The 21,880-nt window shown below is 69.5% G+C and carries 17 protein-coding genes and 5 pseudogenes; 2 read left to right on the top strand and 20 right to left on the bottom strand.

Annotation, left to right across the window (positions count from 1 at the left end; all coding sequences use genetic code 11):
• Nucleotides 1–2 precede the first annotated feature (2 nt).
• From ILP92_RS17025 to ILP92_RS16990, 8 genes are read right to left on the bottom strand one after another with little or no spacing between them, the layout of a single operon-like run.
• The gene (locus tag ILP92_RS17025) at nt 3–215 is read right to left on the bottom strand and encodes a hypothetical protein (RefSeq protein ID WP_198917615.1); all 213 of its coding nucleotides are present in this window, start codon (nt 213–215) and stop codon (nt 3–5) included.
• A 16-nt stretch (nt 216–231) separates the two neighbouring features.
• Nucleotides 232–885, bottom strand: coding sequence for a CIS tube protein (locus ILP92_RS17020; protein ID WP_198917614.1), 654 nt, complete (start codon nt 883–885; stop codon nt 232–234).
• Between the two features lie 10 nt (nt 886–895).
• Complete coding sequence (locus ILP92_RS17015; protein ID WP_198917613.1) at nt 896–1,585, bottom strand: phage tail protein; 690 nt, start codon at nt 1,583–1,585, stop codon at nt 896–898.
• Nucleotides 1,585–2,946, bottom strand: coding sequence for a phage tail sheath subtilisin-like domain-containing protein (locus ILP92_RS17010; protein WP_198917612.1), 1,362 nt, complete (start codon nt 2,944–2,946; stop codon nt 1,585–1,587). Before ILP92_RS17010 ends, ILP92_RS17015 begins: the two co-directional genes overlap by 1 nt.
• Nucleotides 2,947–2,953: 7 nt before the next feature.
• Entirely contained in the window at nt 2,954–3,412 is a 459-nt protein-coding gene (locus ILP92_RS17005; RefSeq protein ID WP_198917611.1) for a phage tail protein, read from the bottom strand.
• A gap of 29 nt (nt 3,413–3,441) precedes the next feature.
• Nucleotides 3,442–6,282: a phage tail sheath family protein gene (locus tag ILP92_RS17000; protein WP_198917610.1), complete on the bottom strand. Its 2,841-nt coding sequence runs from the start codon at nt 6,280–6,282 to the stop codon at nt 3,442–3,444.
• A gap of 27 nt (nt 6,283–6,309) precedes the next feature.
• Complete coding sequence (locus ILP92_RS16995) at nt 6,310–6,981, bottom strand: hypothetical protein (RefSeq protein ID WP_198917609.1); 672 nt, start codon at nt 6,979–6,981, stop codon at nt 6,310–6,312.
• The gene (locus tag ILP92_RS16990) at nt 6,981–7,592 is read right to left on the bottom strand and encodes a Pvc16 family protein (protein WP_198917608.1); all 612 of its coding nucleotides are present in this window, start codon (nt 7,590–7,592) and stop codon (nt 6,981–6,983) included. Before ILP92_RS16990 ends, ILP92_RS16995 begins: the two co-directional genes overlap by 1 nt.
• 551 nt (nt 7,593–8,143) lie before the next feature.
• Between ILP92_RS16990 and ILP92_RS16985 the strand changes: the two genes are divergently transcribed.
• A complete protein-coding gene (locus ILP92_RS16985; RefSeq protein ID WP_198917607.1) occupies nt 8,144–10,513 on the top strand; it encodes an AAA family ATPase in 2,370 nt (789 codons plus the stop codon).
• Between the two features lie 135 nt (nt 10,514–10,648).
• On the opposite strand, the gene ILP92_RS16980 is transcribed toward ILP92_RS16985, so the two are convergent.
• From ILP92_RS16980 to ILP92_RS16925, 12 genes and pseudogenes are all read right to left on the bottom strand, one after another.
• Nucleotides 10,649–10,885 carry a hypothetical protein gene (locus ILP92_RS16980; RefSeq protein WP_198917606.1) on the bottom strand — a complete coding sequence of 79 codons (237 nt, stop codon included), beginning with the start codon at nt 10,883–10,885 and terminating at the stop codon, nt 10,649–10,651.
• A 48-nt stretch (nt 10,886–10,933) separates the two neighbouring features.
• Nucleotides 10,934–11,050 (bottom strand): annotated as a pseudogene (locus ILP92_RS16975) (integrase core domain-containing protein); the annotation flags it as partial.
• A pseudogene (locus tag ILP92_RS16970) lies at nt 11,046–12,104 on the bottom strand (IS91 family transposase); the annotation flags it as partial. The pseudogenes ILP92_RS16975 and ILP92_RS16970, both read right to left, overlap by 5 nt.
• A 315-nt stretch (nt 12,105–12,419) precedes the next feature.
• Nucleotides 12,420–12,668 (bottom strand): annotated as a pseudogene (locus tag ILP92_RS16965) (DUF2274 domain-containing protein).
• A gap of 1 nt (nt 12,669) precedes the next feature.
• Nucleotides 12,670–13,806, bottom strand: coding sequence for a TraB/TrbI/VirB10 family type IV secretion system protein (locus ILP92_RS16960; protein WP_198917605.1), 1,137 nt, complete (start codon nt 13,804–13,806; stop codon nt 12,670–12,672).
• Entirely contained in the window at nt 13,803–14,777 is a 975-nt protein-coding gene (gene trbG, locus ILP92_RS16955; protein WP_198917604.1) for a P-type conjugative transfer protein TrbG, read from the bottom strand. Before trbG ends, ILP92_RS16960 begins: the two co-directional genes overlap by 4 nt.
• Nucleotides 14,774–15,463, bottom strand: a complete 690-nt coding sequence (gene trbF / locus ILP92_RS16950; protein ID WP_198917603.1) for a conjugal transfer protein TrbF — start codon at nt 15,461–15,463, stop codon at nt 14,774–14,776. The genes trbG and trbF overlap by 4 nt, the downstream gene beginning before the upstream one ends.
• On the bottom strand, nt 15,460–16,809 hold the full coding sequence (gene trbL, locus ILP92_RS16945) for a P-type conjugative transfer protein TrbL (protein ID WP_198917602.1): 1,350 nt from the start codon (nt 16,807–16,809) through the stop codon (nt 15,460–15,462). The genes trbF and trbL overlap by 4 nt, the downstream gene beginning before the upstream one ends.
• Nucleotides 16,810–16,812: 3 nt before the next feature.
• Entirely contained in the window at nt 16,813–17,079 is a 267-nt protein-coding gene (gene trbK-alt / locus ILP92_RS16940) for a putative entry exclusion protein TrbK-alt (protein ID WP_198917601.1), read from the bottom strand.
• A gap of 13 nt (nt 17,080–17,092) precedes the next feature.
• Nucleotides 17,093–17,881 carry a P-type conjugative transfer protein TrbJ gene (gene trbJ, locus ILP92_RS16935; RefSeq protein ID WP_198917600.1) on the bottom strand — a complete coding sequence of 263 codons (789 nt, stop codon included), beginning with the start codon at nt 17,879–17,881 and terminating at the stop codon, nt 17,093–17,095.
• Nucleotides 17,878–19,788: pseudogene (gene trbE / locus ILP92_RS16930) on the bottom strand (conjugal transfer protein TrbE); the annotation flags it as partial. The pseudogene trbE and the gene trbJ, both read right to left, overlap by 4 nt.
• On the bottom strand, nt 19,725–21,473 hold the full coding sequence (locus ILP92_RS16925) for a ParB/RepB/Spo0J family partition protein (protein ID WP_368667917.1): 1,749 nt from the start codon (nt 21,471–21,473) through the stop codon (nt 19,725–19,727). The gene ILP92_RS16925 and the pseudogene trbE, both read right to left, overlap by 64 nt.
• On the opposite strand from ILP92_RS16925, the pseudogene ILP92_RS16920 reads away from it, so the two are divergent.
• Nucleotides 21,418–21,880: pseudogene (locus ILP92_RS16920) on the top strand (recombinase family protein); the annotation flags it as partial. The gene ILP92_RS16925 and the pseudogene ILP92_RS16920 sit on opposite strands and share 56 nt — an antisense overlap.

The raw sequence follows: 21,880 nt of genomic DNA, 5'->3' as shown, positions 1-21,880 counted from the left end.
GCCTAGCCCATCATCCGCCGCAGGGTGTCGTATTCCTCGGCCATCAGATCCATGATGATCGGCCGCAGCAGCGCGCGAAGCTGGGCGATGTCGGTGCCCGACATGCCGCCGCCGGCGACGCCCGCCGCCGCGCCGCCGGCCGGCGGCGCGGCGGTGTCGACCTCGGGCTCGATCTCGATGGTGGTGTCGACGGTGCCGATCTCGATATCGGTCATCCTGGCTGCCCTTCTGTCATAGCGACGGGATCTCGATGGTGGTGCCGGGGGCCAGAAGCCGCGGCCGCCCGTCGCCGTTGTGTGCCGCCAGCACCCTCCAGAGCGCAGGGTCGCCGTATTCCTCGGCGGCGATCAGGTCGTAGCGGTCGCCGGCGCGCACGGTGCGCACCTTGGTCCGGTCCGGCGACTGGGGATTGATCCGGGTGTATTGCAGGTCCGCGGGGACGTATTCCTTGAGCTTGACGGTGACGCGGGCGCGCAGGACCTTGCCCGCCTCGTCGAACATCTGGAACTTCTCCTTGAACTCGGTGACGACGCCGTCGAAGAACTTCTCGTCGCCCTCGGCGAGGTTCAGATCCGCATCCCCCCATGCGAAGCGGCAGACCGGCGGCGCGTGCAGCTCTCCGTTGATGCGCACGAAGGCGCGCAGCGCGTCGAGGTCGTCGTTGAGCGACTCGCCGGTGTTCGAGCGGTCGAGGAACAGCTCGGCCTCGAGCGTGCGCGGCTCGCCCCGCACGAACTGGGTCAGCGGCACCGACAGCCCCGGCACCGAGATGTCCGGGTAGAGCATGTTCGAGGTGACGATCAGCTCTTTGGGATTGTACATCACCGTGACCGGATCCTGGCCGTCCTGCGAGATGTTCTGGAGCGTGGCGCGGCGCAGGGTCATCGCGGCCCCCTCACAGCGCGGCCAGCGCGCCGGCGCCGGCCGAAAGTCCGGCCGCGGAGGCGCCGCCGGCAAGGCCGACGAGCCCCGAGAGCGCCGAGTTCAGATCCGCCACGCCGGGGATCAGCGACAGCGATAGCCGCTCGATCTTCTCGGCGTGCAGCTCCAGCGTCTCGACCGCCACCAGATCGCCCTCGCTCGCCGTGGCATCCAGCATCGGGCCGGCCAGCTTCGCGGGCAGCGCGTTGTGAAAGGTCCAAGAGGCGACGGGAAAGTACTGCCCCGGGATCGGGACCGAGACGTTGGGCACCTCGAAGAGCTTGCGGCTGTCGAGCAGGATGATGGTGCCGCTCTTGCGCACCTTGCGCTCGCCCAAAGTCACCTGGTTCTGCCAGTCGGCAAGATCGGTGTTGAAGGTGATGCCGCGCTTGAGCACGATCTTGGCATATGTCGAGCGGTCGTAGAACCGGTGCTCGGAGTGGTTGTTGCCGCCTTCCTGATGCGTGACCAGCTCGTTGATCGCGTCGAGCCCCTCGACGCTGCGGAAGCCGCCGGCCAGGAACGGCACCGCGGCATTCAGAACCGCCGTCGCCGCCGTGGTCAGCCCGCCGATGACGCCGCCGTCGTTCGAATCCGGCGTGTCCCACATTGTGACGAAGAAGTTGACCTTCATCACCGGCTGGACGAGCGGGAAATCCACCATCAGGCTGCCTCCGCCGTTTCGATCACGCCGCCTTCGCGGCCGATGCGGAACTCGATGAATTCCGCCGGGGCCGCCAGCGCCACCCCGATGGTGCATTCCAGAAAGCCCTCAAGGCTGTCCTCGACCGTCTCGACCTGGACGAAGAAGGCCTGTTCCGGGGCCGTGCCCTTGAGCGCGCCGGTCTCGTAGACGCTCAGCAGGTAGCCGGTCATGATCTGGTGAAGCCGGATGCGCAGGATCGGCGTGTTGGGCTCGAACACCAGCGGCTGGCCGACCACCTCGGAGGTGCGCGCCAGCGCCGAGAGACAGCGGCGGCCGGGCACGAAGGCCAGCGGGTCGGCCGCCGAGAGCTCGGACAGCCACAGCAGGGTGCGCGCGCCCCAGATGTGGATGCCGCGCCCGGCCCGCGCGCGCAGCACGTTGAGCCCAGCGTCGTAGGCGAGCCGGTTCTCGCGGTCGCCCACCGGCGTCTGCAGCCCGACGACCCCGACCAGCACCTTGTTGGCCGGCGCGACATGGGGGCCCTCGGCGATATCGGTGGCGCCGAAGACGCCGGCGACGGCACCCACGGGCGAGCGCGCCTCGACCGGCGCCCCGGGGCTGTCCTGGACCAGCAGCCAGGGCCAGTAGAGTGCGCCCTGGTCCGAGCCGCCCATGCGCGCGGTCAGGCGCTGGCGCCAGTCGACCGCCTGCTCGGCGGTCAGCCCGGGCGGCGGCGCCAGCAGCGCGAGCCATTTCCAGCGGGTGCGCTCCAGCCGTTCCAGCAGGTATTGCTGCGCCCAGAATACGTCGTCGTCCGAAAACAGCCTGCGGACAACCTCGGAGGCCTTGGCGCGTTGCGCCGCGGGAAGGCCGCCACGATCGAGGCCGGTGCAGGGACCGAAACAGGCCGGCCGCGGCGGCAGGTCCGGCTCGTACCGGTCCTCTTCCACCGTCTCGGAGGCGTCGAGATCGGGCAGCGTGACCAGCGAGACCTCGTGATGGCGCAGAAGCTGCTCGAGCCCATGCGGCTCGGCGCGCTCGCCGATCCCCATCATGTCGTTGAGGAAGCGCTGTCGCTCGGCCGCGTCGATCCGCCTGGCGACGTTCACGATGACCACCCGGCGGCCGCCGTTGGCGAAGAAATCCCGCACCGCGCCGTCGAGCGCGCTGCCCGCCGGGGTCGGGATCGGCGCGCCGTCCTCCGCCTCGCGAAACGCGGCCACATAGCCTTTCCAGTCGTCCACCGCCACGGCCTGGTGCAGATGCTGCGGACCCGCGGCGCCCACCATCCCCACCACGTCCGTCCGGATCCGCGGGAAGCCCTCGGCCCGCGGCTTGGGGCGGCGGTAGACACCGGGGATGGAGTAGGACTGCGACATGCCGACCTCAGCTCACGTCCAGCCGCTCGTGGACCAGGTCGAGCTGTTCCACGGCATAGTCGTTGCCCTTGGCGGTGAGCGACGGGCCGGTCAGCTTGGTCGGCCAGGCATTGGTCAGCGTCCAGGTCATCGCCGGCGCGTTGCGGTCGTGCTTCTCGTCCACAAGCTTGACGGTGACGGTCTTGGTCGGCGGGAAGGTGCTGCCGCCGTCGCGCACCTCCTTGCGCCATTCCCACAGCTTCAGGCTACCGGTGATGCCGCGCTTGAGCTGGACCGGCGGGTATTTCTCGACTCCGGGCAGCTGGCGCATGGCGCTGGTCGCGTCCGCCCCCTCGCGGTACTCGATCGGCGTGGTTTCGCTGTCGAGCCCGGTGACCTCGGCAAAGGCCAGTTCTTCCATCCCGTCGAACTCGACGATGAAGTTGAAGTTCGAATAGGGGTTCTTGTTGGCGCGTTCGGTTGCCATGGATCAACTCTCCTCGTGGGTCGGCCCTGTTAGCTGCTGGAGGCGGTGAACTGGCCGATCTTGAAGATCACGAATTCGGCCGGGTAGACGGGCGCGACGCCGATCTCGCAGACGAGCCGCCCGTTATCGATGTCGTCCTGGGTCATCGTGGTGCGGTCGCAGGTCACGAAGAAGCCCTCCTCGGGCGTCGTGCCCATCAGCGCGCCGCTCTTCCACACCCCGGTCATGAACGAGGTGATGGTCTCGACCACCTTGGCCCACAGCGCCTCGGAATTCGGCTCGAACACCACCCATTGGGTGCCCTTGTCGATCGAGTGCTCGAGGAAGATGAACAGCCGCCGGACGTTGACGTATTTCCATTCCTGGTCGGACGAGATGGTGCGCGCGCCCCACATCCGGATGCCGCGCGGCGCCAGGTCGCGGATCAGGTTGATCCCGACCGGGTTCAGCGCGTCCTGTTCAGACCCGGTGAACGGCAGCACCACGTCGGTGATGTTGCGCACCACCTCGTTCGCCGGCGCCTTGTGCACGCCCACGGTGTTGTCGGTGCGGGCGTAGATCCCCATCGCGTAGGCCGAGGGCGGGAAGCTCTCGATCCTGCCGTTGACCGGGTTCAGACCCCGCACCCAAGGCGCGTAATAGGCCGCGTACTTGCTGTCGTAGTTGTTGCGATGGGACTGCAGCGCGGTGACGTCGAGCGCGGTCAGCGGCGCGTCCAGCACCGCGATGCGGTAGAGCAGCTTCTCGCAATGGGTGATCAGCGCGCCCTGCACCGTCTCGGCCACCACGCCGGGCACCGCGACCATCGAGATGTCGTCGCGTTCGCCCAGGGCCTGGATGCCGGTGCGCTGGCCGGGGCCGTTGTCGGCGCCGATCAGGTCGAGCTCGGTGAGCGCCGGGCCGTTGTCGCCGCCGGTCAGCGGTTTCGGCTGGCCGTTGGCGTTCACAGGCGCCTCGGCAAAGCCCAGCCCCGGCGCGGGCGCGGCGGCGACGCGCACCAGCGCCGAGCCGACCTCGTCGTCGTTGATGCGGTCCACGTAATAGCGCATCCCCGCGTCGGTGGCCGGATCGGAGTTCCAGGTCAGGCCCTCGAAGATCTCCGACACGACGCCGTTCTCCAGGATCGCCACGTCGATCTCGCAGGTGCGCAGGTAGACCCGGCGGTTGTTCGGATCCGGGTCCAGATCGATGGTGTTGCCCGCGCCCAGCGGCAGCCCGGCGGTGAAGGTCACCCGGCGGGCGGCGCCGTCGATGCTGGCCACGATGCGCTCGATCTTGGCGGTGCCGGTGTCCAGCTCGACCTTGGCGCCGGTGTAGAAGGCGGCGGTCGAGGCGACGCGCACGCTGGCGTCACCATCGGCGGCGACCTGCAGCACCTCGACGGTGGCATAGTCGTCGGCGGCCACGTTGGTGGGGTATTCGCCCGCCGCGGTCGCGATCCAGAGCGCGCTGGTGGCGGGGTCAACCAGGCGGATATGGCCGGTGTCGATATTGCCGCCGTCGCTGATCGCCACCGCCTCGAGCGCGCCGGCGCGGTTGGGGGCGACGAAGCCCGATACGTCGCCGAGGTAGAGACGGCTCATCTGCGCCGCCGCCGGCAACGCCGCGGCGCCGGGCGACGCGGCCTCGAGCTCCGGGTCCACCGGGCCCGCCTCGGCCGCCGCCAGCCCCGGCGCGGCCAGGGTGACATGGGCGCCCGGCGCGATTTCCTCGGCCACCTGCGCGGCGGTCACGGTGAGGTCGGTGGTCACGCCGCCGGTATCCAGCCGGATCACGTCAGCGGGCCGCAACAGCATCGCCGTGTCGTGGTCGAGCGCGACGCCGGGGAAGCTGTTGGCGCCGGACATGTCGATCCCCAGCCCCGCCCCGGCCGCGGCGTCGGCCAGCTGCAGGGGCGTCGGCAGCGCCGCCCCCCCGCGCGAGACCAGCGTGACCGTGGCGCCCGCGCTGTGGTCGTTGCCGTTGCCGCCGCCGACCACGCCGAGATCCGCGGCGCCATCCGCGATGGCCTGGATCACCAGCCCCGACGAGGTGCCGACGCCGATGCTATCGCCGACACGCAGCCGCCGCAGCGAGGCCGAGTCGAACTGCAGCGCGACGGCGCCCGCCGCGAGCGGGAACTGTCCCGCATCGAGCGTCAGCGGCGGGTCCTGGCGCACCGCAGAGACCGAGGTCAGCGCGACCGGCGCCCGGTCGCGCGGCCGGATCTCGACCGAGATGCGGTCGCCGTCCACGCCGCGATGGCGCGCGGTGAAGCTGGCGCCGCCGCCCAGCGGATTGGCGTTGGCGGGGGCCATGCCACCGATCAGGAACACGGTGTTCGACGGGCTGAGGCTGACGCCCGCCGGGATCTCGCCCGCCGCGACGGTGATGCTGTCGCGCTGCGGATCGTAGCCCTGCACGTTCAGCTGACGGGTCTCGGCGAAGGGACTGTTGGCGTCGGGCCGGGTGAAGACGTGCAGCACCGTGCCCACGGTCACGCCGCGCAGCGCGTTCAGCCGCAGGCTGGTGGTCGGGCCGCGCACCGTCACGCCGGGGGCGAGCTTCAGCACCGTGCCCTGCTCGATCGCCACGGCCGAGGCCACGGCCGCACCGGACAGCGCCCGGACGACATAGGCGCGCGAGCCGCCGTTTTCGAAGAACGCCTTGACCGCATAGCCCATGTAGTCGCCGAGGTTCTGCACCGGCGCGATCGGGTCGCCGAACAGCCGCTTGAAATGCGCGTAGCTGGACACGAAGGTCGCCTTGCCCTCGGGTCCGGTGCGGGTGGCACCGACGAAACCGGCGGTCGAGGTGCTCACGCCCTGGATCGGCTTGCCGCGGAACGAGGTCTCCTGAATGTAGACGCCGGGGCGCAGGTATTCGGGCATCGCTTGGTCTCCTTGGCTACCGGCGGCTCACGCCAGTTGGAACAGAACGCGCGGCACGGTCCGTGGCGCGACGGTGAAACTTGGGCCCGCGAAGGCCGGGCCGGCCGCGGCCGGCAGGAAGGCGCCGCCGGTGACGACGCGCTGGACGCCCGCGGCGTCGCGGACCTCGATGTCCAGCGGCACCCGGCCGGTGGCGCCATCGGGTGCGAGCGTGCCCGGCGGCAGGAACAGGAACTCGCCCGCGGAATCCGTGCGGGTGAAGCGGTCGAACGGAGTGCCGGTGCGCGCGATGCGCACGGCCAGCCCGTCGGCGTTGCTGCCCAGCAGCTTTCCCCGGACCCCGGTGGCGCCCGCCGGCGCGGTGGCCGCGGCGGTGGGCCAGAGCGTGATCTCGACCGGCAGGGTGGGATCGGGGCGCGGCAGCTGCACCTGGGGATCCTCGCCGTCCCAGCGTGCCCAGCCGGCCTGGGTGCGGCGGAACGGATCGCGCCACAGCACCTGCGCCGTGCCGGTGGGCACCGACAGGAACCGGTAGGCGCCGTCGACCTGCCGGCGCGAGACCGAGCCGCGCCGCGCCGCCGGGCGCTGGAACGACCCCGCCAGCCGCACCGGCAGCTCTTCGGGCACCGGCGCGCCGCTGAAATGATCCAGGAAGCGGATCGCGAAGGAAAGCTGATGCCGGATCACGTCGCCTGCCATCACGCCGTCTCCAGCGCGGCATCGGTGATCGGCGGTCCCGGCGGCGTGACCAGCGGCTCGAGCGCCGCGACACGGGCGCGGTAGACCAGCGAAAGGCGATAGCCCAGCTCGGCGGCGTCCCAGATCCGGTAATGGCCCTCGAGCGGCAGTGTCTCCATCATCAGCTGCAGCCCATCATGCGGCGCCCAGACCGGCACCGCCGGATCCTCGAACAGGCTGCCGCGATCGATCTCGGCCGCCTCGTAGAACGCCTGCATGACGGCGCCCAGAAGCCGCGCCTCGTCGCGCGTGGCCAGCAGGTCCGAGGCGACGTCCGCTTGCGCCCGGACCCCCCAGGCGGTGACCAGGTAGGACAGCTCCAGCGGCAGCGGCTGGCGCTGAAAGGTGCCGTCGGGCAGCATCTGCTGGGGGCTGTTGCGCAGCTCGGGATTGTCCGAGATCTGGTAGAGGAACAGCGACACGAACGGATCCGCGGTCCCGGCGAGCGTGCCGAAGGCGGCAGGCGTGACCAAGCCGACGGTGACGTTGGGAATGCCGAGCAGGCCGATGTGCCGATCCAGCAGCTCGACCAGCGTACGGCCCGTGTTCTCCACCACCCGCCAGTTAGCCATCGGCCGACTCCGCCGGCAGCGCGCGGGTCGCGCAGGGCATGGGATGGTCGGCGTTGGCCATGGGCTGGCGGCTCCTCGATGAGAACGAAGGGGCTTTGCACCGATGGTGCGGCCGACCGATGCCGATTGGCAAAGCCGGCAGAGGTTCAATTCGGATCCACCCGGGCCAGCCCGTATGCGCAAGCCCCTGTTGGAATTGGGTATTTCCGCAGCAGGCCCCGCCCCTGGCCGGGCGGCCCGCCGCCGGGGATCTGGATCTTCCCGGCCCGGGCGGATCTGGATCCCCGGCAGCTGGCGGGACCCGATCCCGAAACCGGGGAAAACGCGAAGGATGGCCCGCAAGCCATTGGTGAACGACGACATTCCCGATACGCCCCGGATCTGATTCGGCGCCCGCCCCGCACCGCCGCCGCGCGGCTGTCCAGCCGCCGCCTGCCCGCGGGCGCCGGTCCGCGGATCAGGACCATCTGGGCCCGCCGCTGGGCCCTCGCCGCGGTTCACCGCGCGGTCGCGTGCCGTTTAGTATCGGCCGCGGAAAGGACGGCCGCCCCATGCCTCGCCTTCGCATCGCCGTCGATCTGAGCGACGCGCCGAACATTCTGCGATCGATCCTTGCCGAGACCCTGGCCGGGATCCCGGATGCCGAGATCGAGGACCTGGCCGGGCAGTGCGCCGAGCGTCGCGTCGACGCGGTGCTGGTCTGCGCCGAGCGTGCCTCGCTGGCGATCCTGAACCGTGGCCAGGCCGACCGGCTGATCGCGGTCACCCCCTCGGGCGCGCGGGTGACCGTGCACCGCCCCGGCCGCGCGCCGCAGGTGCTGCACGACGCCTCGCCCGACAGGATCCGCGAGCTGCTAACCAACCCCGTGCCCGACAGGCCCGGCCTGCTCGGCTGGCTCTACGGCCTGTTCCACGGCCCGCCGCGGGTCGAGGCGCCGGCGCCGCCCGGCGCGGGCGATGCGCTGTCGGCCTGCCTCGGCAGGATCGCGGCGCGCATCCTCGCGCACCGCGGCGATCGGGTGCCCGATGTCGGCCCGGGGCGCGAGCTGCGCGACCTGGTGCGGCAGCTGGCAGGCGACGGGCCGGCGCCGAAGCTGCCGGGGCTCGAGCGGTTGGTCTCGGTCTTCGCGCTCGACCCGACCGAGCGCGACCTGATCCTGCTCGGCAGCCTAGTCGAGGTCGATCTGCGCGCGGCAAGGCTGCTGACGCTGCTCAACGACCACATGGGCCGGCCGCGGCCGATGGCGGGTCTTGCCGCCGAGCTCGGCCTGCCGCCCGAGCGGCTGGACGCGAGCCTTGGCCCCGAGGGGCGCCTGGTGCGCTTCGGGCTGGCCACGGTGGCGCCGGACGGGCCGCTCGCCACCGCGGATGTCACGGTTCCGCCGGCGGTCTGGCGGCTGGTGCTGGGGGGCGACCGCGCGCCGACCTTTCCGCTGAGCCCGGCCGATCCGCAAGCGATCGCGCGCCTGAAGGCTCCCGAGAGCCTGCGGCCGGTGCTCGAGGCCGCCGCGACCGCGCTCGCCGGGGCGGCGCAGGTCCCGGCTGTGGCGGTGCTCGGCCCCGAGGACAGCGGCCGCGGCGCCATCGCCACGGCGCTGGCCGGGCGGCTGGGCCATGCCGCGCTCGCCGTCCCCGGCACGGTGCTGGCCGAGCCCGGGGGGCTCGGCACGGTGCTGCGCGAGCTTTGCCTCGAAGAGGCCGCGCTGGTGCTGACCGCGCCTGAAGCGGTGCCCGAGGCGGTCTGGCCCGCCCTGATGGGCGGCCTGCCCGCCCCGGCCTTCCTGATCGCCGAGCCGGCGCGCTACGGCGCGCTCGCGATGGCCTGCGACCGGCCGCTGATGCGGCTGGACGCGCCGCCGCGCGACCCGGCGCAGCGGCTGCGCCTGTGGGCCGCCGGGACCGGACCCCAGCCCGGGGGCGTCGACGACGACGGTCTGCGCCGCCTGGCCGAGCGCTTCGACTTCGGCCCCCGCGGCATCGCCCGCGCCCGCCGCATCGCCGAGGCGCAGGCCCGGGCCGAGGGCCGCGCGGCAGCCTCGGCCGCCGACCTGTCCGCCGCCTGCGACCGGCTTCGCCAGACCCGTTTCGACGGCGCTGCCGAGCGCCTGCCCTGCCCCTGGACCCGCGTCGACATCGTGTTGCCCGACCGCACCCGCGCCGAGCTCGATCTGGCCATCGCCTGGGCGCGCCACGGCCAGCAGCTGTTCGGCGAAGGCGGCCCCGGCGCGGGGTTGCGCGCCGGGGCGGGGCTTTCCTGCCTGTTCAGCGGGCCGCCGGGGACCGGCAAGACCATGGCCGCCCAGATCATCGCCGCCGAGGTGGACTATGCGCTCTACCGCATCGACCTATCGCAGGTGGTCGACAAGTTCATCGGCGAAAGCGAGAAGCGGCTGGCGGCGGTGTTCGACGAGGCCGAGCGGTCGCGGGTGGCGCTGTTCTTCGACGAGGCCGACGCGCTTTTCGGCAAGCGCACCGAGGTGCGCGACAGTCACGACCGCTATGCCAACATCACCATCGACTACCTGCTGCAGCGGCTGGACGATTTCGACGGCCTGGCGATCCTGGCGACCAACCTGGCGGGCAATATCGACGACGCCTTCCTGCGCCGGATCCGGGTGCGGGCGGAATTCATGCCGCCCGCGGCGCGCGAGCGGCGCGCGATCTGGGACAAGCTGCTGCCCCCGCCCGAGGATCGCGCGAACGACATCGATATCCCGCAGCTCGCCGAGCCGTTCGAAATCGTGGGCGGCGAGATCCGCAACGCGATCTACACCGCGCTCCTGCTCAGCGCCGAGGAGGGCGCGCCGCTCTCGATGCGCCATTGCGTGCGCGGGCTGTGGCGCGAACTGGAAAAGATCGGCCGGATGTCCGACCGCTCGCGGCTGGGCAGCTGGCAGGCGGTCCTGCCGCCGGGCCGGTAGCCGCCCTGCCACGGCGCCGTCCCGCGACGCGGACGACACGGCGCGGGCCGCAGCGACCGGACCCCGTGATACGCTCGGACGACCCGCCTGCCCCGGTGCCGCGCCGCGCGGGCGGCCGGCCCGCGCGGACGCCGCTCAGATCGCCGCGAGCTTCGCTGCGAGCGCCAGGCGCTCGTTGCCCGGTAACGTCCGGTCGAAGGCGCGCTCCAGTTCCCCGACGAAGTCCGCCGGCCGGTCCGCCCGCGCCGCGGCCTCTTCGGCGACGGCGTCTTCCATGTCCGGCGGGGCCGGAACGCCGTCGGGCGCCGCGTCGAGTTCCTCGAAGGTGGTCGGCACGCCCGCCGCCCCGACCGGGAACCACCAGAAGGTCACGTTCGAATCTGTAACCTGATCGATCTGGCGAGACACCGTGTTTGGCGATCATAGCTTTTCGCGCAGCGCCTCGTAAGGCGTCTTGCCATTGTGGGCGCCGTGCGGCCTGGCCAGGTTGTAGAAGCGCTCCCATCTCTGAAGCTTGGCTTCGAGATCGACGTCGCCCGTTTTCGCTGGCCATCTGATCGGGCTCCGGGACCCGATCGATCAGGCACCTGATCTTCTCGATCCTGTCGCGGCGGATGCCGTTGGCCAGGAGGCACGCGTGGCGGATGCGGTGGAAACCGGAGGGCAGGACATGGATCAGGAACCGGCGAATGAACTCGTCGGTGGGCAGGCGCATGACCTTCATCCGGTCGCCGCGCTTGATGCGGTAGTCTTTTCAGCGGAAGGCCACGGTGCCAGCGTCCGCGCTGACGAGGCGGTGGTTGGAGATCGCGACGCGGTGGGTATATCGGCTGAGATAGGCCAGCACGGCTTGCGGTCCGCCGAAGGGTGGTTTGGCATAGACGACCCAGTCGGTCTTGCGCATCGGCGTGAGATGGGCGTGGAAGGCACCGGGGTCGGTCAACTCCGACAGATTGCCGAAGAACGTCAGTTTCCCCGCCTTGTGCAGCCTGGCCAGACCTTCGAGGAACAAACGCCGGAACAGCCGCGACAGCACCTTCAAGGGCAGAAAGAACCCCGGGCGGCAAGCGATCCATCGAGTGCCATCCGGCGACAGCCCGCCACCCGGGACGATGATGTGGACATGCGGATGGTGGGTCATCGCCGATCCCCAGGTGTGCAGCACGCTGGTCATGCCGATCTTTGCGCCGAGACGCTTCGGGTCTGCTGCGATGGTCAGAAGCGTCTCCGCGCATGCTTTGAACAGCAGGTCATAGACCGCCGCCTTGTTCTGGAACGCGATGTCCGAGATCTGGGCCGGCAGAGTGAAGACCACGTGGAAATACTCAACCGGCAACAGGTCCTCGATACGGGCCTGCATCCAGTCCCGCGACGCCGCGCCCTGGCACTTCGGGCAATGCCGATTGCAGCAGGAGTTGTAGGCAATATGCTCATGGCCGCACTTGGTGCAGGCCGCGACATGCCCTCCGAGGGCTGCGGTCCGGCAAGTCTCGATCGCGGACATCGCCTTCAACTGCGGCAGGTTCAGATGCCCGTCATGGTCACGGCGATACGCAGCACCATGGGCGCGGAAGATATCCGCGACCTCCAGTCCTTGTCCCGCATAGCAGTCGGTCCTGACGCGCGCACTGAACGGCCGCTTTCTGTCCTGCCTAGCGGGCCGAAGAGCAAGTTATCATCATCCGCACCCTTGCTGGGCATTCATTCACGCCAACCAATTGCCTATCGCGAACTGAAACGACCAGGATCGAGCACGATATTACGCGATCAGAACGTGAACACCTGCTGCACAAAACCTGCTACAACTAATTGAAATCTTGTTAGAATCGCCACCATCCATCACCAGACCGATGTTCACGCCGTCCGGCTGCGCTCGCTCTATTCTTAGGGGAACCGGAGCCGTGGATCATAGTCCTTGCTTCGCCACCTCACGTTTCGGAAGCGATCGCTTTGCCTTCGCAAAGCCGCGATCCGTCGCGATGAACCGCTCGAGCATGGGAACAACCAGCTTTGCCGGTTCGATCGGTCCCTGTCTGGCTTCCTAGCTGAGGATTTCACCATAGGCGATCAGGTCTCGATGCAGCTCTGCGGGCACTTCCACGGTCAGCTTCACAGGCTTGTTATCCGGGATCGGTCCGAGTTTCAGCTTGGTCATGTCAGCCTCCGGGTGGCGCGAAGACGAGATCGCGCGTGACGATCACGCGGACGGGAAAGCCCGGGCGAATGGTGAGGGTCGGCGGGACCTCCAGCTGGCGTTGAACGATGCGCTGGCCGGCGTCGTTGATCGTGTCGAGGGCCCCGTCGCGGAGCGCGCGGGCGAGGCGGTCTTCCTCATCGAGGGCGAGCTCCGCGCCGACGGCCAGCAAGGTGGACAGCCCTGCGGCGCGCAGGATGCTGCCCCAGTGATTGTCGACGCGGTCCTCGAGACCGGCAAAACCCGCGGCATCCGCGCCGGGCTGGCGTTCGAGCAGGAGCGATCGTCCATCGGGGAAGATCAGCCGGGTCCAGACCAGGAGCACGCGGCGCTGGCCCACGGTGACGCTGTCGTCGTTGGCGCCGATCAGTCGGGTGCCCTGGGGTATCAGAAGCAGGCTTCCCGTGGGGCTGTCATAGATGTTCTGGGTGACCTGCGCGGTGATCTGACCTGGCAGGTCGGAGCGAATGCCGGTAATCAGCGCGGCCGGGATGACGGAGCCGGCCTGCAACAACCAGGGCGAGGCCGGTGGCTGGACGCGGTCGGGCGTGACGGTCCGGCGGTCGGTCGGTGCCGTCAGAAAGGCCTGACGTGGATCGGTTTCCGGGGTGGCGGCCAAACCGCTCCCCGGTGCTGCAGGCGGCATCTGAAACCCCGGGGACGTTGGTGCCCCGGGCCGCGTCTGGAAGAAGAGATCGCTGACACGGGCGGCCTCCAGTTCGGCAAGCCGCTGCTGCTCCGCCGGGTCCATGGTGGGTGGCACGAGACTTGGAGCTGCAATAGGCTGGCCGCGTTGCTGCGCGTCGAAGACGCCGCCGCCGAGATCGCCCGGCAGGGGCGGTCCCAGTCGTGGAATGGCGTCGTAGCTGCCCGGCAGATCGCGTAGGCCATCGGCGGGTTGGCGGCGGTCCGTGGTGATCAGTTCTTCCGGGGCGGCCGTCCGGTCCGGACGTTGCAGGCCGTAGATCAACGCGGCACCGATCCCGAGGCCCGCGACGACGCCGAGCCCGATAATCACCTTGCGTGAAATCCGTGTGACGCGCGGCGGATCGGCGCGCAGGCGCATGGCGGCGGCAGTATCGGTCGATGTCTCGCTCATGTCCCCTGCCCCGCGTCCTGCCGAACTACGGCTGCTTCAGTCTGCGGCTCGATCCGCAGGATGCGGACCACCTCCTGCCGGGGACCGCGTCCGAGGCGCAGTTCCGCCGCGCCGAAGAGCCGGTCGACGATCAGCACGTTGCCGTGGATGCGGGAGTTGACGATCTCCGGCTCGCCATCGGCCCCGAGCACGAAAAGCGGCGGCATCTCGCCCTGGGCGATGCCGCGCGGGAAGACTACATAGACCCGGCGCCCGTCATCGAAGACCGAGACCGGCCGCCAGGGCGGGCTGTCGCCCTGCAGTCCGTAGAGGTGATTGCGAGCATGCGCGGGTGGGATACGCGGCTTGGCTAGCGCAACGGTTGGGGCCTCGGGCGCACGCGGATAGGCCCAGGAGATGGCGGGCATCCAGGTTTCTTCGCTGGCGTTGAGCTCGATCAGGTAGGTGCGCCGGTCGGTCGAGATCACGAGGTTGGTGCTGATATCGGGTCGGGTCGGTTTCACCAGAACGAGGAAGCGGGTGTCGCGTCCTGCGCCGCTTTCGGTGTCGCCGATGATCCAGCGCGCGGTGTCCCCTGCCGCGATCGGGCCGGTTCCGGCGAGACGTTCGCCGGGTTCGAGCGCGATGGTCGTGATCTGGCCCGGGGCGGCGTAGACCTGATAGAGCGCGCCCTCGGACCACGGGTAAATCTGGATCGCGTTGAAATACCCCGCCTGCCTTGGTTCGACGCGGGCGGCCGCATTGGCATTGCCGACCTGCGCGACAGGAGTGGCGGCGGCCTCCCCACCCCGGCTAGGGGTCCAGGCGGGCGGGACATGGAGCGGGCGCGGCCGGTCATCGGGTGCCGTAGCCGGCGGCGACGGCAAGGGTGGCACCGCCTCGTCATAGGCGAAGTCTGTAGGGCGGTCGCTGGCGCAGCCGGCCAGAAGCGTGGTGGCGAGAAGCACGGTAGGCAGGATCGGTCGGGTCATTGGCTCATCTCCCGCGACCAGTTGATCGCGTTGACATAGATTCCAAGGGGGTTTGCCCGCAGTCGGTCTGCCGTGCGCGGCGGGTCGATGACGATGGTCAGGATCGCGGTCCAGCGCTCGGTGCGGGCGAGCTGGCCGTTCTCGTAGTGCCGCTCGGACCAGGCCACCCGGAAACTGTCGGGCGAGGCGCGAATGACGCTCGAGACCACGACCGAGACCTGGTCCTCGCCGACCCGCGTGAAGGGGTCGTTGGCGCGGGCATGGTCGTTCAGCGCCAGCGCGCCGCGATCGGTGGTGAACTCATACGCCCGCAGCCAGTTCTGCCGGACGACGATGGGATCGGCGGGCAGGCCCCGGACCTCCTCGATGAAGCGGGCGAGATGCCAGGCGATCTGCGGATCGCTGGGGCGATACCCGGCGCTGGCGGCCTCGACGGCGCGGGCTTCGCCATGCCGGTCGATTTCGACGACGTAAGGCACGACGGTGCCACGCGCCGATTGCCAGACCAGCGCGGTCGCGAATCCGCCCGCGAGGACCAGGCAGCCGAAGGCCATGAGGCGCCAGTTCTTGGCCTGCACCCGGGCGGAGCCGATGCGCTCGTCCCAGACCTGGGCGGCCCTCTGGTAGGGAGTCTCGGGGGCGGGGGTCTTGCCGTAATGCGCGGCGGCGCGTTTGAAGAGGCTCATGGGCGGTCACTTTCGGAAAGGGAAACGGAGGCACCGGAACCGGGACTGTCCCCGGCGCGCAACGCGTGAGTGGCTGCGGAGACGCCATGTCTCATGGCCTGGCTGCGACGCATGGACCGCGCCCAGGCCGGTGGGGTGCCTGCGGGAGCGGACATGGCAGCAGACGCGCCTGTGACGCTGCCGAGGGAGGAGGTGCCGCCAGTGGCGGCGAAGCCCGCGCGGGCACCGTCTGCGTGGTGTGCCTTGACGGCTTCGGAGGCCGAGGCGGCGGCCCGGCGCAGAGGCGACGCAGCCGCGGATCCCGCGGCCCTTGCCATACCACCGAGACCGGAGGCGACACCCGCCGCCCCGGTCTGGCCCATGGATCCGAGGCTGTAGGCGGTGGACACAGCCCCGGTGGCGGAGGCAGCTCCGCGCGTGACGGCGGCTCCACCCGAGGCGAGTGCCCCGGCCCCGCGCGCGCCGAGCAGGGCTCCGCCGCCCGCCGCGACCGCGGCCCCACCAACAGCAAGCCCGGTGCCGACGGCCGCGCCTGCGCCCAGTTGCGGCCCACCGGAGACGAGGCCCGTGGCGATGCCGGGGCCGAAGATGCCGAGACCGAGGAGCGAGAGCGCGGCCAGCACGATCGCCATGGCCTCGTCGATCGTGGGCGTCACGCCCCCGAAGCCGGCGGTGAACTGGCCGAAGAGGGTCGAGCCGATGCCGATGATCACCGCCAGCACCAGCACCTTGATGCCGGAGGAGACGACATTGCCGAGCACCCGTTCGGCCATGAAGGCGGTCCTGCCGAAAAGGCCGAAGGGGATCAGCACGAAGCCTGCGAGGGTCGTCAGTTTGAACTCGATCAGCGTCACGAAGAGCTGCACAGCGAGCAGAAAGAAGGCAAGGAGCACCAGCGCCCAGGCGAAGAGCAGGCAGGCGATCTGGATGAAGTTCTCGAAGAAGGCGACGAAGCCCATGAGATCGGCGGTGGACTCCAGAAGCGGACGCCCGGCATCGAGCCCGGTCTGCGCCACACGGCCCGGGCGCAGGAGATCGGCGGGCGAAAAGCCGGTGCCGGAGGCCAGCAGCCCCAGCCCCGCGAAACTGTCGAAGACGATGGCGGCGAGGCTGTTCCAGTTAGAGATGAGCCAGGCGAAAACGCCGACGAAAAGGGTCTTTTTCACGAGACTGGCGATGATGTCGTCATCGGCGCCCCAGGCCCAGAAGAGGGCCGCCAGTGTCACGTCGATCACGATTAGGGTACTGGCGATAAACGCGACTTCGCCGCCCAGCAGCCCGAAACCGCTGTCGATGTAAGAGGTGAAGACCCCGAGGAAGGTGTCGATGACGCCGGTGCCGCCCATGGCTCACTCGCCCCCGGTTCGGTCACGCCCGAGAAAGCGGTCGCGGGTTTCGGCCCAGACGGCGAGGCAGCCGGGATCGGAGGCCGTGGCCTCGCCCAGTTCCTGGCAACGCCGTTGTTCCACCCGCAAGGGATCGTTCTCCGGCAGGAAGGGAGCCGCCGGACGCATCGCCTGCCCCGCCTCGTCCCGGCCCATCTCCACCACCGCCGCGGTGATCGCGATGGCGACGAAGACGATGGCCGCGATGCGGGCGAGGACCGATCCTTCCATGGATCTTCTCCCCTCAGTTGTTGAACATCCGGGCATTGCCGGGCTGGTAGCCCGCGCCCGGGGTGAGGAACCGCTCGCGCTGGACCCGGCCCTGTTCGGCCGCCGCGGACCGTTCGGCCTCGACCAGCGCCGAGGCCCGTCCATTGGCGGCCACGACGGCGATCAGGTCAGCGATCTGCTGGGATTGCAGCGCCAGAAGCTGGTTGCCGACCTGGGTCGCCTGCAAGGCGCCGACGGCGGACTGGCTTTCGCCCACAAGGGCGGATAGCTCGGCGCGCTGGCCGTCGAGATTGCCGACAACGCCGGCCTGCACGCGCAGCGCATCCTGCAGCCCGCCGACGGTGTTTTCCCAGCGGGAGCGCGCATCAGCCAGAAGCTGCGCCTCGGGCGCGGCCATGGGGATGTTGGCATAGTCTTGCTGGAAGACCTGGTCGATCTGGGCGACATCGAAGGCGATGTTCTGCGCCTGGGACAGGAGCTGCCGGGTCCGGTCGACATTCTGCTGCAGGGCCTGCAGCGAGGAATAGGGCAAGCTCGCGAGGTTGTGCGCCTGGTTCATCAGCATCTGCGCCTCGTTCTGCAACTGGGTGATCTGGTTGTTGATCTGCTCGAGCGCCCGGGCGGCGGAGAGGATGTTCTCGGCGTGATTGCGCGGGTCGTAGACGATGCGTCCGCCCCCGCCGAAAAGGAAAGCCTGGGCCGGCGTCGCGAAGATCGGCGACAGGCCGATGGGGGCGGCGAGCGCCAGGGCCAAGGCGGAGGCGCTGGCGAGACGGGACAGACAATCGGCGGTGTGGATCATGGGATGGTCTCCTCTGCGGGTTCGGGGGCTTGGGGGATCGGTGCATCCGGAACTTCAGGTTCCGGCGCGAGATTGGTGAGGTCAGGGATCAGCTCGGCGGCCCAGCCGACCCCGCGGGCGTCGAGCCAGGCGGCGAGGAAGCCGTACCGACCATGCTCCGCGAGGATCTCCGAGATCAGCGCCTGGTCGGATTTGGACGAGGCGGCGCAGAGGGCGAGGCCGACTTCCGAGAGACCCAGTTCGAAGAGCCGGTTGCCGCGCCGCGACTGGCAATAGTAGTCGCGCTTCGGCGTGGCGCGCGCGAGGATCTCGATCTGTCGGTCATTGAGGCCGAAGCGGCGGTAGATCGCGGTGATCTGGGGCTCGATGGCGCGCTCGTTGGGGAGAAGCAGCCGGGTCGGGCAGCTTTCGATGATCGCGGGCGCGATGGCCGAGGCGTCGATATCCGAGAGCGACTGGGTCGCGAAGATCACCGAGGCGTTCTTCTTGCGCAGCGTCTTCAGCCATTCGCGGAGCTGGCCCGCGAAGCCCTCGTCATAGAGCGCGACCCACCCCTCGTCGATGATCAGCAGCGTCGGCCGCCCGTCGAGCCGGTCGCCGATGCGATGGAAGAGATAGGAGAGGACCGCGGGCGCCGCCGCGGTGCCGACCAGCCCCTCGATCTCGAAGGCCTGGACCGAGGCCGCGCCAAGCTCTTCGGTCTCGGCATCGAGCTGCCGCCCATGGGCGCCGCCAAGGCAATAGGGGCGCAGGGCCTGTTTCAGGTCATTGGATTGCAGCAGGACCGCGAGACCGGTGATCGTGCGTTCGCCGACCGGAGCGGACGCCAGCGAGGTCAGGGCGGACCAGAGATGCTCCTTCACCTCCGGAGTGATCGTGATACCCTCGCGGGCGAGGATCGCGCCGATCCAACCCGCAGCCCAAGAGCGTTCGGCGGGATCGTCGATGCGCGCGAGCGGCTGGAGGGAGACCGTCGCCTCCGCCCCCTCGGTCAACTCGCCGCCCAGATCATGCCAGTCCCCACCCATGGCCAGCGTGGCGGCGCGGATCGAGCCCCCGAAATCGAAGGCGAAGACCTGGGCACCCGGGTAGCGGCGGAACTGCAGCGCCATGAGCGCGAGCAGCACGGACTTGCCCGCCCCGGTCGGCCCGATAACCAGCGTATGGCCCACATCGCCCACGTGGAGCGAGAGACGAAACGGTGTCGCGCCCTCGGTCTTGCCATAGAGCAGCGGCGGCCCGTCGAAATGCGTGTCCCGCTCCTCCCCCGCCCAGACGGCGGAGAGCGGGATCATATGGGCGAGGTTCAGGGTGGAGATCGGTGGCTGGCGGACATTGGCGTAAACCTGCCCCGGCGGGGAGCCGAGCCAGGCGTCAACGGCGTTGACCGTCTCGACCATGGCGGTGAAGTCCCGGCCCTGCACGACCTTCTCGACGAGGCGCAGTTTCTCGTCGGCGCGGCGCGGGTCCTCGTCCCAGACGATGAGCGTCGCCGTGACATAGGCTTCGCCGGCGATATCGGCACCGAGTTCCTGCAGAGCCACATCGGCATCGGCCGCCTTGTTGGCAGCGTCGGTATCGACCAGCGCGGATTGCTCGTTGGTCATCACCTCCTTCAGGATCGCGGCGATGGATTTGCGCTTGGCGAACCATTGGCGGCGAATGCGGGCGACCATCCGCGCGGCCTCCATCTTGTCCATCAGGATCGCGCGGGTCGCCCACCGATAGGGAAAGGCCAGCCGGTTGAGATCGTCGAGGATCCCGGGCGTGGTGGCGGTCGGGAAGCCCGAGAGGGTCAACACGCGGAGATGGGCGTTTCCCAACCGCGGCTCGAGCCCGCCGGTCAGCGGCTGGTCGGCCAGAAGCGCGTCGAGATAAGCCGGGGTTTCCGGCACACGGACGCGGTGGGTTTGGTCACGCGGCCGAGGTAGCTGTCACCCGTGGCCGTCCAGCCCGCCTTGGCCATGTCGAGCCCGACGGTCCCGGCCAGCACATCCGCATGCGCGATGGCGCGCAGTCGGCGCTGGTAGGGATCGTGGACGGCATTGACGCTCATCCCCACGCAATGGGCGAAGAGCGCCTCGCGGCTGCAGCTGTCGAACTCGGTCAGGGCCTCCCACAGGTCTTCTGGCGCTTTCGGCAGGTTCCGTGCCCAGGTCTCGTGACGCTGGTCGATGGCTTGCGCGTAGGCCGTGTCGCCGAGGCCCGGCACCTGCGATCCGAAACCCGCGTTGCGGGGTTCGATCTCGACGCAGGTGTCGACGGCGTAGCGATAGAAGAGCCGCAGGACCATCGCGTGCAGCGCCGCGAGGAAGGCGGCCTGCAGGTCCTGGGCCAGCGCATTGCGCAGCGCCAGGGTGCGATGGGCCGTCAGTTCCATGACGAGGCGGTCGGAAATCGGTTTCAGGCCGTCGTCCTCTTCCTCCTCGTCCGCGGTTGACACGATGGTGTCATCGGCGTCCTCGACCGGTACCGTTTCCGGTGCGACCTCGCCGGTGTCCTCCACCACCTCGACCGGCTCATCTTCGGGCCGCACGTAGCCGCGCTCGACGCGCAGCCGCCCGGAGCTGTCTATGCTGACGAAGGCTCCGGCCAGCGCGAGGTCTTCCGCCTCGAAACGGATCGGGCGCGCTTCGAGTGCCTCGATCGCCTCCTCGATCTCGCCCAGCCGGGCATCGACGTCCTCGGGCAGCTCGTCGGCCTCCGCATGCTCGGCCTCGAGCGCGTCGTATTCGGCCTTCAGCGCCTGGTAGCTGGCAGCCTCCTCGTCGCTCATCGGCACCGCCTCGCCATGCACCCGGCGCATCCCGAAGGTGTGGCCATAGGGGAACTCGGTATCGACCTCGACCCATTTCCAGCTCTCGGCCCGGACCGTCTCGGCGTCCTCGGCCAGTTTCTCGCGCACCATGAAGTCAAGAAGGGCGGCATCCTGCAGCCAGCCACCGTCGTCCTGCTGGAACAGGTCGCGCAGGATCTCGCCCCCGGCCTCGACGTAATCGTCGAGCCCGACGAACTGCGCCCGCTTGTCCGAGGCCCGCACCGCGCCTTCGGTCAGCATGCGGCGGATCTCATGAGGCGCTCGCGAATAGTGCCGCTGCAGCGCCTCCCAGACCTGCTCTTGGCGCGCATGGTCGGGATTGACCGTGAAGGCCATGAGCTGGTCGAGCGTCATCTCCTCCTCGGCATAGGCGTCGAGCAGTGACGGTGCGACGGCGGCGAGCTTCAGCCGCTGCTTGACCACGCTGGGTGGGACGAAGAAGGCGGCCGCAATCTCCTCCTCGGAGCGATCCTTTTCGCGCATGGCCTGGAAGGCGCGGAACTGGTCGAGCGGATGCAGCGGCGCGCGCTGGACGTTCTCGGCCAGGCTGTCTTCCTCGGCGAGCCCGTCGGTGCGCAGGATGCAGGGGACCAACGCGGTCTTGTTCATGCGCTTCTGCTTCACGAGCAGTTCCAGCGCCCGGAACCGCCGCCCGCCGGCGGGGATCGTGTACATGCCGGTCTCGGCGCCGCTGTCGTCCAGCACGGGCCGCACGGTGATGGAGCTGAGCAGCGTCCGCCGCGCAATGTCCTCGGCCAGCTCCTCGATCGACACGCCGGCCTTCCCGCCAGCAAAGCTTAAAGACAAGGCCGAGAAGCTGGAGGCGAGGAAGTCGCAGTTGCGCGAGCTTCTGGAAAATGCCGATGAGCCGCCGCCATTGCTGCACCCGAACATGGCGCAGATGTATCAAGATCGGACCGCCAAGCTCTGCGAGAACCTGCAATCCGAGGAAGATCGTGGCGCCGCCGTCGACGTGCTTCGATCACTTGTCGATGAAATCAGCCTTGTGCCCGAGAACGGCGAACTCTCCATCGTCCTGCGCGGCGATCTGGGGGCGATCCTGCGCTTTGCCGCCGGAAAGCAAAACCCCGACTTCCTTTCGGAGGCCGAGGCTTTGGACAACCTGATTTCGCAGAAATCGTTGGTTGCGGGAGTAGGATTTGAACCTACGACCTTCAGGT

This window comes from Palleronia pontilimi (assembly GCF_016412875.1).
GTDB classification, from domain to species: Bacteria; Pseudomonadota; Alphaproteobacteria; order Rhodobacterales; family Rhodobacteraceae; genus Palleronia; species Palleronia pontilimi.
The sequence above is the reverse complement of the archived record's forward strand: the minus strand, read 5'-3'. Positions and strand labels throughout refer to the sequence as shown.